Raw genomic sequence first — 14,393 nt, forward strand, 5'->3', positions numbered from 1 at the left:
ACAACTTCTTCATAACTGCCTCCTACAATAGAATAAAACCATCACTAAGAATGGATGCTATTAAAAAACAATGTACTATTTAAAACTTTACAGGGAATATAGTGATGTTTAATTATTAGAAGGAGGAAAACTTATGAAAAATAAAAACTATTTGTTCGGAACAATAATACTAGCAATCTCACTAACATTAGGTGCATGTGCGAATGATAATGATAAAAACGAAAGTATGAATCATGAAAGTATGGACCACTCAAACTCAGGTGAAGTTCCAAAGGATTTAAAAGAAGCTAAAAATCCAAAGTATGAAATTGGCAGCAAAGCTGTTATTAATGCAGATCATATGAAAGGTATGAAAGGCGCTAAGGCAACTATTTCCGGAGCCTACGATACTACTGCTTATGTTGTAACATACACTCCAACGACCGGCGGAAAAAAAGTAAAGAATCACAAGTGGGTTATTCAAGAAGAAATTAAGAATCCTGGAGATAAAACTTTAAAAGCAGGAACAGAGGTTACACTCATTGCGGATCATATGAAAGGTATGAAAGGAGCTACCGCTGAAATCGTATCTGCTGAAAAAACAACAGTTTACATGGTAGATTATAAGCCTTCAGCAGGAGGCAAAAAAGTAACAAATCATAAATGGGTTACTGAAGGTGAATTATCACCAGAATAAACTAAAAAAGTCTCCAACAAGGAGGCTTTTTCCTATTTCATAAGACGAATATATACTATTGTTCCCATCCCAAGTTCGCTTTCTATCCAAATATGTCCCTCATGAGCTTCAATAATTTTTTTAACTATGGCCAAACCTATTCCGCTTCCTCCAAAATCTCTGTTTCTTGATTTCTCACTTCTATAAAATCGTTCAAACACTTGTTTAACATCTTCTTTAGGAAATCCAGTTCCGGTATCTTTAACACTTATTAAGAGAGAATCTTTTTCTTCTGCCGCTGAAACAACTACTTTTCCACCAGCTGGTGTGTATTTCAATGCATTACTGAAAAGATTTATAAAAACCTGAGTGATACGTTTTGCATCAAGATTTATTTCAATAAAAGAACGATATTCTCTTTCAAGTTTTACACCTTTTTGTATGTATGAACTAGATATCGTATCCATACTTTTACTCATGATTTCACTCAAATTTACTCGTTTTCGATCAAGTACGAATTGAGGTGATTCCATTGCTGTTAGATGTTCTAGGTCTTGTACCAAAAGAATAAGACGGTCAATTTCTTCTTTAAGCGAGTGAATCCTCTCATCGGTTGGCTTAAATATACCATCCTCAAAGGCTTCTAAGTGACTTTTAATTGTCGCAAGAGGTGTTCTAAGTTCATGGGCAATGTCGGATGTCATCGTTTTTCTAGAGGTTTCTTGTAATTGAAGTTTTGAAGCTAACTGATTTAGAGAATAACCAAGTTCGTTTAACTCATCATTCCCTATCGTTTTTACTCTTACGCCTAGCTCTCCGCTTGCCATTTTTTCAGCAGCTTTTCTCATCTCGACAAGCGGTTTGGATAAATTTCTGGCAACAAAGAAGCTGATAATACAAACTAAAATAATTGCACCAATTGATGTCCAAAGTATTGAACCGAGCAATGCCCTTTCAAAGTGAATAGTTAACGTACGGATACCTTTGAATTCAGGCACATCTTTTTGGAACATCATAAAGTGATGATGAACCTCAATCATGATAATGAGCCCTGCGATTACAAGAATAGATGACGCTGCCAAAATAAATACAATAGAAAGTCTTGCATGCAGCCCTTTAAACATAAGACCCACCTGTAAACTTATACCCTATACCAAAGACGGTAACAATATACTTTGGATGCTTTGGGTCTATTTCAAGTTTATGCCGAAGATTTTTGACGTGCTGATCAATCGTTCTAGTACCGCCTTCATAATCAAAGCCTAATATTTTCTCGATCAGATCGTCCCTTGAAAAAATTCGGTTAGGATGTCTTGCAAAGGTAAGCAAAATCTTGTATTCATTAGGGGTTAAATTGATCAATTCCCCACCTGCAAAAACCTCTTGTTTGTTTGCAGCAATTTTTAGTTCACCATTGTTGTATGTTATTTGTTCAGCTAACAATTCACCATCACTTGAACGGCGCAAAATCGTTTTTACACGCAAAACAAGTTCACGGGGACTGAATGGTTTAACCAAATAGTCATCAGCACCTAGAGATAATCCTTTAATCCGATCTTCTTCCGCTACCTTTGCTGTTAGCATTAGAATCGGTATAGCAGATTCTTGTCTGATTCTTTGACAGATTTCTTCGCCGCTCACATCAGGCAACATGAGATCGAGTACGACAAGATCAATCGTTTCATTTTGAATATATTGCAATGCTTCTTTTCCATTTGATGCTTCTATTGCTGAAAATCCTTCATTTCTAATATAAGAGGAGACTACTTCCAAAAGTTTCGGTTCATCATCAATGATTAAAATGGTTTTCACTTTCTAACTCCTCCAAATTCTTTCTTGAATAGCTTCATTACATTTATTATAACGAAACAAGTATTCAAAGAAACAAAAGAGAGCCGTATCATAACAGCTCTTGGAAGATAATTCATATATTCCCCTTAAAGCTCCTTTGCTTTAAAGGTATCTCCACCTTCAATTGTTCCGGTATTAAACCCTTTATCGAACCACCGTTTTCTCTGTGCAGATGTTCCATGTGTGAAGCTTTCCGGCACTGCATATCCCTGTGATTTTTTTTGGAGAGTGTCATCTCCTACTCCACTGGCAGCATTCAATGCTTCCTCAATATCACCCTTTTCGAGCAGGTCCATTTCTTCCTCATGGTTCGCCCAGACACCAGCGTAATAATCGGCTTGTAACTCAGTACGAACTGAAATTTTGTTATACTCCGACTTGCTAAGAGTCGAACGCTTTGATTGAACTTTATCCGTCGTACCTAATAGTGTCTGAACATGGTGCCCTACTTCATGGGCGATTACATAAGCCATTGCAAAATCACCTGGTGCACCAAATTTGTCTTTTAGTTCTTGATAGAAACTCAGATCGATGTATAGCTTTTGGTCACCTGGACAATAAAACGGACCTACTGATGAACCGGCAGTTCCACAAGCTGATTGAACACTTCCTGAATACAACACAAGGGTCGGTTCCTTATAAGTCATGCCCTTTTCACGAAAAATATCAGACCAAACCTTCTCTGTATCCGCTAGAACAACAGAGACAAATTGTGCATCATCCTTTTCTTTAGCCGTCTCTTCATATGGAACTGCGTTTTCTGTACCGCCACCCATATTGTTAATCAAATCTCCAGGATTGCCTCCAAGCAGTGTGACGATCAAAACGATTATAAGTCCCCCGACTCCTCCTACAGCAAGGCCTTTCCCCCCCATTCCTCTCCGGTCTTCTACGTTCGAACTCCCTTGCCTGCCTCTCCACTTCATTCAATTTCCTCCTTAGACAAACATAGCTTGTTGTATTTTAATAATTTGTATACCCTAAGTTAATGGAGTTTAGACGGAGGAATCGCCACTTATAAAACCCCATCTGACATAAAAAGAAAGACCAGTATAAGTGGTCTTTCTTACTGTAATAATATCCAATAGTTACTTATTCGTACCGTGCTGTTTATTTGGAAGCTTTGCCCCAGGATTGCCTTTACCTTGATGCTTTTTATTTTTTTCGTCCTTTTCCTGGTTTTCATGCAATTTTTCTACAAAATCACTTGTATTCTCCACTGATACAGCCTCCTCACATAAAATCTCTTTTTTACTTTATCCATTTAGAAGTAAAATTACTCATAGTCCTTTAAATACATACTTCATTCCTCTTGGGATTCCGAGTTTATAATGCCAAAAAGAAAACAAAAAAAGCACGCCAGAAGCGCACTTTTACATTTAAATTTAAACACTTGTTTAATATTGTCCAGCTAAACCAGCTTGTACATAAGAATGTCGTCAACATATTCATTTTCATCCATTTTAAATTCTTTTATTTTACGGCCTTCTTCAATAAACCCTAGACTTTTGTATAGTGATATTGCCCTGTGGTTTGTTGAATACACGCCTAAACTTACCTTTTCAATAAATGGATTTTTTTCAGCCCAGTCCAATAAAGCTGTTACAAGCATTTTCCCAAGCCCCATACCTCTGTAGTTTTGACTGATCATCAAACCAAAAGAACCAGTATGAGACACCCTTTTTCTATCTTGAGAAAGAAATACGATCCACCCGGCTACTTCACCATTAATTTCAGCAACAATGAGTGTATCTTTTTCATTATCAATGATCTTTTGTATCCATTCCTTTTGCTGCTCAAGCGTTCTATTAAACTCCTCAGAAACTTTAATAAAGTACTCACCTTCTGCAATTACTGAACGGTGTATATCTAACACGGCTTCCGCATCTTCTATTTTCGCAGTACGAATTATGTATTTAAACTTAGTTATCATTTTGTTGCTCCTAATCTTTACAAATTCTTTATTATAAATAAACCAATAAAAAAGACCGGTTTTTTTACGGTTTTAAAATTTATAGAGTTATTTTATAGTTATGCCAAGTATTTGATCTGTGAATAATAGCATTTCACTTAACTTACGGTTCTCACCTGGATTGGTCATAGGGCTTATCGTTACTTCCTTTAAATGAAGTGGACCTGTTAAGTTAATGGCCTCCAATTTTTCAGGAAGTCCTGATAATCTTTTCTCAAGTTCTTTTAAACCTTGTGAAAAAAAATACCCCTCATCATCCACTTTATCAAAATGATTAATTGTTCCTTCTATATAAGCATTTTGCGTTATAATCAGAAGCTTGCTATCGGGTTTTAATGTTCTTTCATTCTTTCCGTCAATTATTAATTCCATTAAAAAATCATCCATCATTGTTGTGATTGCTTTCTTGTAGTCAAATACATTATTTAATTCTTTAACTGAAGCCATTCTTAATCCCCCTTATCCATTTATCTTCTAGTTTTTTATCTATAAGTAATTCTGGATAAATATGTATTTACCTTCTTAAACTCTTTGGCTGTTAAATAGAGTATTATAACTGCGATACTAAGTAGGCGTGTTTTAAACATTTGTTTAATTTATAGATAAATTCCGGTCAGACATTCTCCCTATTAACGTAAACAGATCTGTTTTTGCTATCATTGTTTTCCAGTAACCAGGACAGTCTTTTCAACTAAAACAACTTGTGGTTTTCTAAATGTAGAATTAGCTATATATACACCTATTAAAATAATTATTGCACCGATATAACCCTTCATCCCCATATTTTCATGGAGGATGAAAAATGCAAATATGGCAGAAAAAATCGGTTCGAGTGAAAAGAGAAAACCAGCGCTTTCAGGCGTTGTGTACTTTTGAACGATTGGCTGCATCACGAATCCATAAGCAGAACAGATGAGGGCGAGTCCAAGTATGGCAATCCAATGAATGGCTCCCTTAGGCAATACGGGAGTTTCAAAGAGAAACGTTCCAGCAGTTGCAAAAAAGGCAGCAAATCCGAGCTGATAGATCCCTAGCTGCAAAGTATCCACTTTTCGTGCAAATTGATTCGTTACTATAATATGCACAGCATATAACAATGCAGTAACCAAACAAAAAAGAGACCCGAATGCAAAAGTAAAGTCCTCCCCAATCGTTAGAAGTGCTAAGCCAATCGTAACAATCAAAACTCCCATAATTATTGTTTTGCTAGGTAATTTTCTGGTGATGAATATCTGTAAAATCGGAACCAAGATGACGGTTGTGCTCGTCAAAAAGCCTGCCGTTGAAGCAGTCGTTTGTTTAATACCATACATAAGGCTAAGGAAGATCCCCCATAGAAGCATTCCAACAATTGAACTGTATTTTAATGTCTTAACATCTACACGAAAAACTTTTTTACGGAAAATGAACATCATGGCAATAAAAGCAATTCCAAATCGCAATGCCACAATGGTTAAGGCTGGGATCGTATCTACACAAAGTTTCATAAAAATATAAGACAATCCCCACCCCATAGAAACAGATGCTAGAATCCAGTTCGCTTGTTTTGGTGTCATAGCTACAACTCCCAGCCTCTCATTCGTTCTTTAAAGATTAAATTTATGGTATCATCTCCCTTTTCATTAATAAAACGAATATTTATAATGAATCTATTAGTAACTCTAATGCAAAGGAGAAGAATGGATGAATGCTTATTATGCTTTTATTAAGGCAATTGAAACAGGAAGTTTTACGAAGGCTGCAGAAGAGCTTGGCTATACCCAATCTGCCATTAGTCAAATGGTCCATTCATTAGAGGAAGAGCTCTCTACCATTCTAATATCGCGCTCTCGAACCGGTATAACATTGACTCCTGATGGTGAAGAGTTTTTGCCTTATATAAAGAAAATCTGCAATTCCCACAGGGAGTTAAAAGAAAAAATCAAAGAGATGGAAGGGCTTGAGAGCGGACTTGTTCGAATTGGAGTATTTTCAAGTGTTTCCTGTCACTTGCTGCCTGGATTAATAAAAGATTTTAAAGCGCAGTACCCAGCTGTTCATTTTGAGCTGCATCAAGGAGATTATACTGAGATTTCTAATTGGGTCAAAGAAGGCAGTGTAGACTTTGGCTTTGTTAATCCTAAAGCTGTATCAAACTTAATGACTATTCCTTTGCAACAAGATGAGATGTTCGCTGTATTACCAGAAAATCATATTTTAGCAGAAAAGAAAGAAGTAACCTTGAAAGAATTAATGAATGAGCCTTATATCCTTCTCGATGAAGGAGATCTTAGTGAACCTCTAACGATTTTTGAACAAAATAATTTCGAGCCAAATATACAATACCGTGTACATGACGATTATTCGATTATGTCTATGATTGAGCAAGGACTTGGTATTTCGATTCTGCCGAAACTTGTTTTAAATCGCTGTCCTTATCACATTGTGACGAAAAAGATCTCCCCTTCTTTTTCACGTACAATCAGTCTTGCTTACAAGGACAAAAGAGTTCTGCCCATATCAAGCAGATTTTTCATTGATTTCATCATTAGACATTATGATTGACCGCTAATTGAATCAAAAAACAAAAAAACATAAGTGGTGTAACCCTTAAGTTGCAACAATGAACAAACAAAAAACCAGCCAAATGGCTGGTTTTTACTTTTTAAATCGATATGGCACTGTGGCTACAATAACATCTCTTTTATATAATAAATAGGCTCTTATAAGTAAACTCGATTGGTTATGGAGTATATTATGCCAGCTTTTTTTCGTAATAAATTGAGGAATCAATACTGTAACACGATAGTTGTTTTCACTTGCTTTCTTCTCTACTGTGTCAATAAATTTAGTTAATGGATGAATAATACTTCGATATTGAGAATGCAGCGTTACGAGACGAACATTGGGTTGCCATTTTTCCCATTTTTCTTCAAAGATTTTCTCATTTTCTCTTTCAAACGCTACATAAACAGCTATAACCTGATCTGCAATGGAAGTCGCATAATTAATTGAATTCTCTACTACATGAGTTATGCCTGCAACAGGAACGATAACAACATTTCCCTCAATTGGTTTTGAACCTTCAATAAGTCTTATTCTCAATTGTTCTCCTACTAAATCATAATGCTTTTTAATCCTATGAAAGAGGAGGATAATGATTGGTAAAAATACTAGAACTGACCAAACTTGATCGAACTTAGTTAAAAAGAACATAATGGTAACGATGAAACTGATAAGTGCACCTGTTGCATTGATAATAAGTTTTGATACCCATCCCTTTGGCTTTTCCCTAACCCATTTAACGATCATCCCTGTTTGTGACAGAGTAAAAGGAATGAATACACCAACAGCATAAAGTGGGATAAGATGTTCTGTCTGTCCTTGAAACACGATAATCAAGATAATCGAAGCAATCCCCAAGGCGAGGATTCCATTGGAATACCCAAGCCTGTCACCTCTAATCGTAAACATTCGAGGAATAAACCCATCCTTAGCAAGGTTAACAGCAAGTAATGGAAAAGCAGAGTAGCCTGTGTTTGCTGCAAGGATTAATATCAACGCTGTTGTTCCTTGAATGAAGAAATACATAAAGCCTCTGCCAAATGTATCATTAGCAATTTGGGAAACAACCGTTTCCGTTTCACTTGGAGTAATTCCATAATAGTAAGCTAGATAGACGATTCCCGAAAATAATACTGCCAACAATGCCCCCATTGCCATTAATGTTTTTGAAGCATTATTAGGAGCTGGGTCTTTAAAGTTAGGAATCGCATTTGAGATTGCTTCAACCCCAGTTAAAGCCGAACTACCAGAAGCGAATGCCCTCAGAAGCAGAAACAAACTAAGACCTGCAACAGGCGTACCTATTGGTGTATGAAGTTCAGGTGAAACTTGTCCTGTAGCAATATTGTAAATACCAACACCAATTAAGATAAACAGAGCTAAAACAAATAAATAAACCGGATAAGCTAAAATGGAAGCAGACTCTGTTAAACCCCTTAAATTCAGAGTTGTAATAATTAAAACAAAAACAATCGCAATCAAAACATTATGTTCATGCAAGCTTGGAAATGCTGAAGTAATGGCATCTGTACCAGCTGAAACACTAACCGCCACAGTTAATATGTAGTCCACTAAAAGTGATCCCCCAGCTACCAATCCAGGATTCACACCCAGGTTTTCCCTCGAAACGACATAAGCTCCGCCTCCATGAGGATAAGCAAATATGATTTGTCGGTAAGACAAGATAAGAGCAGTTAGTAAAATCAGCACACCCACTGCGATGGGAATTGAATACCAGAATGCTGCTGCACTTACTGTAATAAGAACAATCAATATTTGTTCTGGCCCATAGGCCACAGAAGATAATGCGTCTGATGAGAGGATCGCTAATGCCTTGGTTTTATTAAGCTTCTGTTCCCCAAGTTCCGTTGACTTCAAGGGTCGACCGATTAAAAATCTCTTTAAAGAAGATAACATAGAAGTACACCACCATCATTTTAGTCATAATTAGATTACCCAATTTGTGTGATAAATCACTTTTCAAGCATTAAATTTTGCACATAAAAAAGCCCACAGGTCATTACGAAATAGACCTGCGGACATTAATTTTCTTGTCTCACAAGCTTCACCTTCCCACTCATAAACGCTTACGAGGTTAGCTGTCGGATTCGGGCCTTTGAGTAGCCCTACCTGCTTTAGGATTCACCCCTCGGATTTGAAAAAATCCATTAACGGTTCCCCCGCACCTTTAGGTTTCAGCGATTTAAGAAATACGAAACTGTTGATTATCATACTCCTGCTTTATCTTCTTGTAAAGATGTAATTAGAAAACAATAAACTTTTTTATCAAATTTACAAAATAAATCTCTATGCGTACTTCTCAAGAACAGCTCTTTTAAAAATAAGAAAAAAGAATCTAAAGCTTTGGCTATCCCTGTGAAAAACAGTAATAGAAAAAACACGCCAGCAGCGTGTTTTCTTTGATATTTTTAAACACTTGTTTAATTTTAGAGGTACTTCTGATGTACCCTCTTCCCATCAAACGTGAAAGGAACAGGTTTCTGTTCAATCTTTGTTTCCATGTGTACTGGAAGGCCCCAGAGATGATGACCTGCGGCAAAACTTTTTCCGGATACTTAATGAGTTACATATCTTCATAGCTATGATTGAGGTATAGCTCCCCATTTTTCATATAGTCACTGTCATTACAATTATCCGCCATTTTTAGAAGTCAAATTAGTGTTTTGGTCATTATAAAGTCCAATTGTTCTTCATCTCCCATATAAAAGGGGTGGGCACCAGTTTGAACAAACTCAAGTTTTTTGTAAAAAGCAATGGCATTTTCATTTTTTTCCCATACACCTAGCCAGATTTTCTTTTTATTACCTTCCATCGCAATTTCTATAGCTTTATTTAGCAGATATTTACCAAGCCCATGTTTTTGGAATTTATTCCTTATATAAATCCTCTCGAGTTCAAGTGTTTCATCACCCATTTCTTCAGACTGAGCATCATCGATATTGACCTTTAAATATCCAGCGACTTCATTATTAAAATAAACAAAAAAGAATTGAGAAGAAATATTGGATAATTCTTTTTCTAATTGTTTTAAGCTAAAGGCCTTTTCTAAATAGGCATTCATATTTTCGGGTGAATTCTGATGCTTAAATGTCTCATTAAATGTTTCATAACTAATTTCTTGAAGTTTGAGTGAATCTTCAAAGGTACACTTTTTAATATTAATAGTCATTTAAATATGTCGCTCCTTAATATAATCAATAATTTCTTTTGATTCCTTTTTTTACAACTTCCCAGTCTTTTTCTATATTTTTTCTTACTCTTTGAAGAAGATTAAAAATGGTTTCTACTTCTGTTTCAGAAAATCCCTCTAATGCAACGATATTGGAATATTCATGTTCTCTTTTTATAAAAGGAAAAACATTATTCCCTCTCTCTGTTGGAAAGAGTTTTTTAATTTTTTTGTTATGTTTATCCTCTTTCTTTTCAATAAAGCCATTAATTTCAAGTTTTTTTATAGCACGAGCTGCTGTTGTTCGATCTACTTTTATCATCTCAGCTAACTTTTCTTGAATGATTCCTGGATTTTCACATATTCTCACAAGGTACAAATACTGCCCTTTTGTAAGATCATATTCTTTAAATTCTATATTACTTATAGAATCTAATGCCCTTGCTATCATTCCAATTTCACGAAGAATTTCCTTCATAATAGCTCCTTAGTACATATTTTTGTTGCAAATATAATAAAACGTTATACATTAAACCTAACCTTAATTTGTTGCATTTGCAACAAAAACGGTAAAGAGGTGAGTAAAGTGAATTATGCGTTTTATGTCTTAGGAATTTTAATAATGACTCTTGGTATTTCTTTCACTATACTATCAGACCTTGGAACTTCACCTTTTGATGCACTTTTGGTAGGACTATCCATTAATGTGGGGCTAACTGTGGGAAGTTGGGAAATAATAATAGCTTTAATAATGGTAAGCATTATTAATTAAACAAAGACCAGAAGTTTTGGGGTTATTAACAGCATTCTTTTGGTGGTCCAACTACGCTTAAATCTCCGCCATTTCTGCTCGGAGATTGACCACTGAAGATTTTCCCTATCCATGTTGGATCTATACGGAAGTTAAATTGAACATTATGAAAGCCCATGTCAACACACTTCCTGCATTCTGGGTAAATTCCCATGATTGTAAACCCATGACCATTCAAGGGTTCCCGTCGGCATCGACTGGGAGTGAACCTTGTGCTCCCATAATAAAATGATGAGGATTAGCGTGTTTGACAGCTTCATCAAGCGTAGCGCATCAATTTTGGAGCTGAAAATGTTAAAAATTAATAAAGAATAGGGGTGGCTGATTCCGCCTCCATTACAAGTTAAAGCTAGCGAATTATTTTAAAAAATTATGTTGATTATTATAGGGGATCACCAAAAAGTGGTCCCTATCTTATTGAACAAACTTCCCCAAATTGTTCGTACAATCAATATTTTTGCCTTTATAGGTAAATATTAAGGTTTTATAAGGAGGAATTAGATGAAGAAGCAAATGGAAATCAATATTTTAAGAAGTCTTTTTGTTATAAGTTTGGTTTTATTTATAAACCTAATTAGAAAGCCCCCGATTAAGGATTGGCTCATCATTTTTTTATTAAAAAGTTATATTTCCTCATTTCTTGATACCTTACTTGTTAAGCTGGGGTATCTAAAATACCCAGTGAACCTTTTTAAAATCTTTGATATAAGTGTTCTGTTTAGTTATCTAATTTTTCCTGTAACCTGTATTTACTTTAATCAAATGACTCAAAACTCAAATATTATAGGTACTTTCGTAAAATCTTTATTGTTTAGTGCTCCTTCTACGATTGTTGAATATTTGATTGAAAGGAAAACAAATTTAATTAAGTATAAAAAATCTTGGACTCCTATCCATAGCTTTGCATCTATTACAGCAACTTTTTTATTTGTTCGTTTACTGATGATATTAATTAATAAAATTTCAATTAAGCAAAGGATTTAATGGAATATTTGACTTGAAAATCACAATATTAAAAAGCCAGCTGGCTGCTGGCTTTTTTTTACACAATCTTTTATTCCAAAGTTGGACTAGTCTTTTCGGTCATCCCTTCTTCTACCTAATAACCCAGCTAGACCTATTAAACCGAGCCATCCCCATTTGTTGCTGCAACATTTCTTGTCATGTTTGTATTATTATAATTGTCATTATTATTTGCTGAAGCATTATTACCACCGAACAAAAGTCCTATTGATAAGATGATTACTGCAATAAAAGCTAATTGTTTTCGTTTAATTGTAATTCTCCTTTTTACTTTGGTTTTTCATACATCGAATAGTCTCCCCAAAGTTTATTTGATACTTTTTAGATTTTTTGTCTGCTCCACGCTAAACGAAAAATCAAAAAAATAGTAAAAACGAATAAAAATCGGAGTGCCTTCAAACTCGTTAGATGACACTTCGAATAAATGCAATTTTAATAACTAATAATATGACTTGTGTTCTATATCAATCCATCTAACCTAATAAATTACGGAGGTAATTTTTCATGACAGAACAAGGTCATAAACCACCAAGAGTGTCTGATAAATATGTTGACGTCAATCCTTATTTAAATACAAGCAAGAACTCAGTGACAAAAGCTAATTATGAGGATGGCAGCCCTTATTTAGATACTAGTGAAGATCCTACAACACAAATTAATAACTCTGGTGGTAATCCTTATTTAGATACAAGTGAAGACTCTTCAACAAACGCGACCAAATAAATATAAAAGGACTGAACAATAAGAAAGGACCACAAGAATGTGGTCCTTTCTTATTGTTATTTAAACACTTGTTTAATTTTAAAGATACTTCCGATGCACCGTCTTCCCATCAAACGTGAACAGGACAGGCTTCTGCTCGATCATCGTTTCCATGTGGACTGGGCGCCCCCACAGATGGTGGACATGAGGAAGGACTTTCTCCAGATACTTCACATCGAGTTCCATATCTTCATAACTATGATTGAGATATAGCTCCCCATTTTTCATGTAGTCCCCGTCGTTTACCGTGATATATGGAAATCCACCATTCACCCGCATACTGACGAGTTGATCACGAACTTCTTCCCACTGTTTGTCGACAATTTTGTATTCTTTACCTTGCTTCTGGAACAAGTACATATCTTCCCGCTGTGCTAAATCTTTAGTTAAATAGTTTCGGATAAACGACATGTCGGATTCGAGTTCGCGTACTTCGAACATTTTTTCACGTCCAGAGCCTGGTTTTACCCCTTGCCTGATCAGCTCTTCGTCTGGTTTGTTGTAGCGGTCTTCAATGTCTTTAAAAATCTGTAAGCCTAAGTAGTACGGGTTGATCGATGTCTTCGATGGCTGGACAACACCCGCGTTTAATTTCGCAAACTCAATCGTCTCATGAGAGGTTAAGTCCATTTCTTGCAATATCTTGGCGTGCCAATAGGAAGCCCAGCCTTCGTTCATGATTTTCGTTTCGAGCTGCGGCCAGAAATAGAGCATTTCTTCTCTCATCATTGATAAAATATCCCGCTGCCATTCTTGAAGCTCACGGCTATATATTTCAATAAACATCAAGATGTCTTTTTCAGGCTGAGGAGGAAATGATTTTTTCTTTTTAATCAGAGGTTTATCAGATTTCTTTAAATCCAGTTTCCATAAATCATCATACGGTGTTTCTTTTTTCGGTATTATAATTTCCTCTTCCTCAATACCATATTTAAATTTTTTCCGGACGATCGAAGGGTCAATATGTTCTTGAATAGCAAGGACAGCATCTAAGAACTGTTCCACCTCTTTTTTACCATACTGTTGTTCATATTGAGCTACTCGTTCCGCAGTCGCGGTCATACATTCAACCATATCCCGCCTTGTGTTGGAAAAGCGAACATTGTTTTTAAAGAAATCACAGTGCGCTAATACATGTGCAATAATAAGTTTGTTTTGGATTAATGAATTGGTATCCAGTAAAAAGGCATAGCACGGATCTGAATTAATTACGAGCTCATAGATTTTACTGAGTCCCAAATCATATTGAAGTTTCATCTTATGAAACTGTTTACCGAAACTCCAGTGTGAGAATCGAGTTGGCATTCCATAAGCACCAAACGTGTAAATAATATCTGCCGGACATATCTCATACCGCATTGGGTAAAAATCAAGGCCAAAGTGGTCAGCGATCTCAGTAATTTCAGCAATTGCGTTTTCGAGTTGTTTATTTTGCAGTTCCCAGTTCATGTTTACCCCCTCCTGCATATTCCTTACTCTTAACTGTATGACTGAAGAAGGACATTCATGAGAGGGGAAAGCTTAAAAATGGGGACTGACCCCAAACAATTTATTTCCCTTCGTGATTTCAGCTTGCTGATCTGTA

15 protein-coding genes, 4 pseudogenes and 1 riboswitch are annotated in these 14,393 nt (G+C 35.8%); of the genes and pseudogenes, 5 read left to right on the forward strand and 14 right to left on the reverse strand.

Translation table 11 applies throughout. The features are described from left to right. The first annotated feature begins 133 nt into the window (after window positions 1–133). On the forward strand, window positions 134–676 hold the full coding sequence (locus RGB74_RS16755) for a YdhK family protein (RefSeq protein ID WP_310760428.1): 543 nt from the start codon (window positions 134–136) through the stop codon (window positions 674–676). Between the two features lie 32 nt (window positions 677–708). On the opposite strand, the gene RGB74_RS16760 is transcribed toward RGB74_RS16755, so the two are convergent. The 7 genes from RGB74_RS16760 to RGB74_RS16790 all read right to left on the reverse strand — a co-directional run bounded on the left by RGB74_RS16760 (window position 709) and on the right by RGB74_RS16790 (window position 6,034). Continuing rightward, window positions 709–1,779 carry a sensor histidine kinase gene (locus tag RGB74_RS16760; RefSeq protein ID WP_310760429.1) on the reverse strand — a complete coding sequence of 357 codons (1,071 nt, stop codon included), beginning with the start codon at window positions 1,777–1,779 and terminating at the stop codon, window positions 709–711. Further along, the gene (locus RGB74_RS16765) at window positions 1,772–2,467 is read right to left on the reverse strand and encodes a response regulator transcription factor (protein WP_310760430.1); all 696 of its coding nucleotides are present in this window, start codon (window positions 2,465–2,467) and stop codon (window positions 1,772–1,774) included. The genes RGB74_RS16760 and RGB74_RS16765 overlap by 8 nt, the downstream gene beginning before the upstream one ends. Window positions 2,468–2,592: 125 nt before the next feature. After that, entirely contained in the window at window positions 2,593–3,432 is an 840-nt protein-coding gene (locus tag RGB74_RS16770; protein ID WP_310760431.1) for a KPN_02809 family neutral zinc metallopeptidase, read from the reverse strand. Between the two features lie 162 nt (window positions 3,433–3,594). Beyond that, window positions 3,595–3,726: a DUF4023 domain-containing protein gene (locus RGB74_RS16775; protein ID WP_310760432.1), complete on the reverse strand. Its 132-nt coding sequence runs from the start codon at window positions 3,724–3,726 to the stop codon at window positions 3,595–3,597. Between the two features lie 191 nt (window positions 3,727–3,917). Further along, entirely contained in the window at window positions 3,918–4,439 is a 522-nt protein-coding gene (locus RGB74_RS16780; RefSeq protein WP_310760433.1) for a GNAT family N-acetyltransferase, read from the reverse strand. 87 nt (window positions 4,440–4,526) lie between these two features. Then, the gene (locus tag RGB74_RS16785; protein WP_310760434.1) at window positions 4,527–4,925 is read right to left on the reverse strand and encodes a hypothetical protein; all 399 of its coding nucleotides are present in this window, start codon (window positions 4,923–4,925) and stop codon (window positions 4,527–4,529) included. 209 nt (window positions 4,926–5,134) lie between these two features. Next, on the reverse strand, window positions 5,135–6,034 hold the full coding sequence (locus RGB74_RS16790) for a DMT family transporter (RefSeq protein WP_310760435.1): 900 nt from the start codon (window positions 6,032–6,034) through the stop codon (window positions 5,135–5,137). 127 nt (window positions 6,035–6,161) lie between these two features. Between RGB74_RS16790 and RGB74_RS16795 the strand changes: the two genes are divergently transcribed. Beyond that, entirely contained in the window at window positions 6,162–7,022 is an 861-nt protein-coding gene (locus RGB74_RS16795; RefSeq protein WP_310760436.1) for a LysR family transcriptional regulator, read from the forward strand. A gap of 93 nt (window positions 7,023–7,115) precedes the next feature. Here the strand turns inward: RGB74_RS16795 and RGB74_RS16800 are convergent, their stop codons facing one another. The 4 genes and pseudogenes from RGB74_RS16800 to RGB74_RS16815 all read right to left on the reverse strand — a co-directional run bounded on the left by RGB74_RS16800 (window position 7,116) and on the right by RGB74_RS16815 (window position 10,690). Next, a complete protein-coding gene (locus RGB74_RS16800) occupies window positions 7,116–8,939 on the reverse strand; it encodes an APC family permease (protein WP_310760437.1) in 1,824 nt (607 codons plus the stop codon). A 152-nt stretch (window positions 8,940–9,091) separates the two neighbouring features. Further along, window positions 9,092–9,233, reverse strand: a riboswitch (cyclic di-AMP (ydaO/yuaA leader). Between the two features lie 236 nt (window positions 9,234–9,469). Then, window positions 9,470–9,669 (reverse strand): annotated as a pseudogene (locus tag RGB74_RS16805) (stage V sporulation protein R); the annotation flags it as partial. A 24-nt stretch (window positions 9,670–9,693) separates the two neighbouring features. Further along, the gene (locus RGB74_RS16810; RefSeq protein ID WP_310760438.1) at window positions 9,694–10,212 is read right to left on the reverse strand and encodes a spermidine/spermine N(1)-acetyltransferase; all 519 of its coding nucleotides are present in this window, start codon (window positions 10,210–10,212) and stop codon (window positions 9,694–9,696) included. A 25-nt stretch (window positions 10,213–10,237) separates the two neighbouring features. Further along, a complete protein-coding gene (locus tag RGB74_RS16815; RefSeq protein WP_310760439.1) occupies window positions 10,238–10,690 on the reverse strand; it encodes a MarR family winged helix-turn-helix transcriptional regulator in 453 nt (150 codons plus the stop codon). Between the two features lie 108 nt (window positions 10,691–10,798). Here RGB74_RS16815 and RGB74_RS16820 point away from each other — a divergent pair. After that, window positions 10,799–11,021, forward strand: a pseudogene (locus RGB74_RS16820) (YitT family protein); the annotation flags it as partial. Here the strand turns inward: RGB74_RS16820 and RGB74_RS16825 are convergent. Then, window positions 11,022–11,293: pseudogene (locus tag RGB74_RS16825) on the reverse strand (hypothetical protein); the annotation flags it as partial. Window positions 11,294–11,524: 231 nt separating this feature from the next. On the opposite strand from RGB74_RS16825, the gene RGB74_RS16830 reads away from it, so the two are divergent. Next, window positions 11,525–12,007 (forward strand): CBO0543 family protein, encoded by a 483-nt coding sequence (locus RGB74_RS16830; protein WP_310760440.1) that lies wholly within the window; start codon window positions 11,525–11,527, stop codon window positions 12,005–12,007. Window positions 12,008–12,093: 86 nt separating this feature from the next. Here RGB74_RS16830 and RGB74_RS16835 read toward each other — a convergent pair. Beyond that, a pseudogene (locus RGB74_RS16835) lies at window positions 12,094–12,168 on the reverse strand (WGxxGxxG-CTERM domain-containing protein); the annotation flags it as partial. A 382-nt stretch (window positions 12,169–12,550) separates the two neighbouring features. Here RGB74_RS16835 and RGB74_RS16840 point away from each other — a divergent pair. Next, window positions 12,551–12,769 (forward strand): hypothetical protein, encoded by a 219-nt coding sequence (locus RGB74_RS16840; protein WP_310760441.1) that lies wholly within the window; start codon window positions 12,551–12,553, stop codon window positions 12,767–12,769. Between the two features lie 78 nt (window positions 12,770–12,847). On the opposite strand, the gene RGB74_RS16845 is transcribed toward RGB74_RS16840, so the two are convergent. Further along, entirely contained in the window at window positions 12,848–14,257 is a 1,410-nt protein-coding gene (locus RGB74_RS16845) for a SpoVR family protein (RefSeq protein WP_310760442.1), read from the reverse strand. Window positions 14,258–14,393 lie beyond the last annotated feature (136 nt).

This window comes from Bacillus sp. NEB1478 (assembly GCF_031582965.1).
Taxonomy (GTDB): domain Bacteria; phylum Bacillota; class Bacilli; order Bacillales; family Fictibacillaceae; genus Fictibacillus.

Excerpts from the sequence above, each read along its gene's own strand:
- RGB74_RS16845 (WP_310760442.1), bottom strand. The coding sequence starts at position 14,257 with ATGAACTGGGAACTGCAAAATAAACAACTCGAAAACGCAATTGCTGAA.
- RGB74_RS16790 (WP_310760435.1), bottom strand. The coding sequence starts at position 6,034 with ATGACACCAAAACAAGCGAACTGGATTCTAGCATCTGTTTCTATGGGG.
- RGB74_RS16815 (WP_310760439.1), bottom strand. The coding sequence starts at position 10,690 with ATGAAGGAAATTCTTCGTGAAATTGGAATGATAGCAAGGGCATTAGAT.
- RGB74_RS16760 (WP_310760429.1), bottom strand. The coding sequence starts at position 1,779 with ATGTTTAAAGGGCTGCATGCAAGACTTTCTATTGTATTTATTTTGGCA.
- RGB74_RS16810 (WP_310760438.1), bottom strand. The coding sequence starts at position 10,212 with ATGACTATTAATATTAAAAAGTGTACCTTTGAAGATTCACTCAAACTT.
- RGB74_RS16840 (WP_310760441.1), top strand. The coding sequence starts at position 12,551 with ATGACAGAACAAGGTCATAAACCACCAAGAGTGTCTGATAAATATGTT.
- RGB74_RS16770 (WP_310760431.1), bottom strand. The coding sequence starts at position 3,432 with ATGAAGTGGAGAGGCAGGCAAGGGAGTTCGAACGTAGAAGACCGGAGA.
- RGB74_RS16785 (WP_310760434.1), bottom strand. The coding sequence starts at position 4,925 with ATGGCTTCAGTTAAAGAATTAAATAATGTATTTGACTACAAGAAAGCA.
- RGB74_RS16830 (WP_310760440.1), top strand. The coding sequence starts at position 11,525 with ATGAAGAAGCAAATGGAAATCAATATTTTAAGAAGTCTTTTTGTTATA.
- RGB74_RS16800 (WP_310760437.1), bottom strand. The coding sequence starts at position 8,939 with ATGTTATCTTCTTTAAAGAGATTTTTAATCGGTCGACCCTTGAAGTCA.
- RGB74_RS16780 (WP_310760433.1), bottom strand. The coding sequence starts at position 4,439 with ATGATAACTAAGTTTAAATACATAATTCGTACTGCGAAAATAGAAGAT.
- RGB74_RS16795 (WP_310760436.1), top strand. The coding sequence starts at position 6,162 with ATGAATGCTTATTATGCTTTTATTAAGGCAATTGAAACAGGAAGTTTT.
- RGB74_RS16755 (WP_310760428.1), top strand. The coding sequence starts at position 134 with ATGAAAAATAAAAACTATTTGTTCGGAACAATAATACTAGCAATCTCA.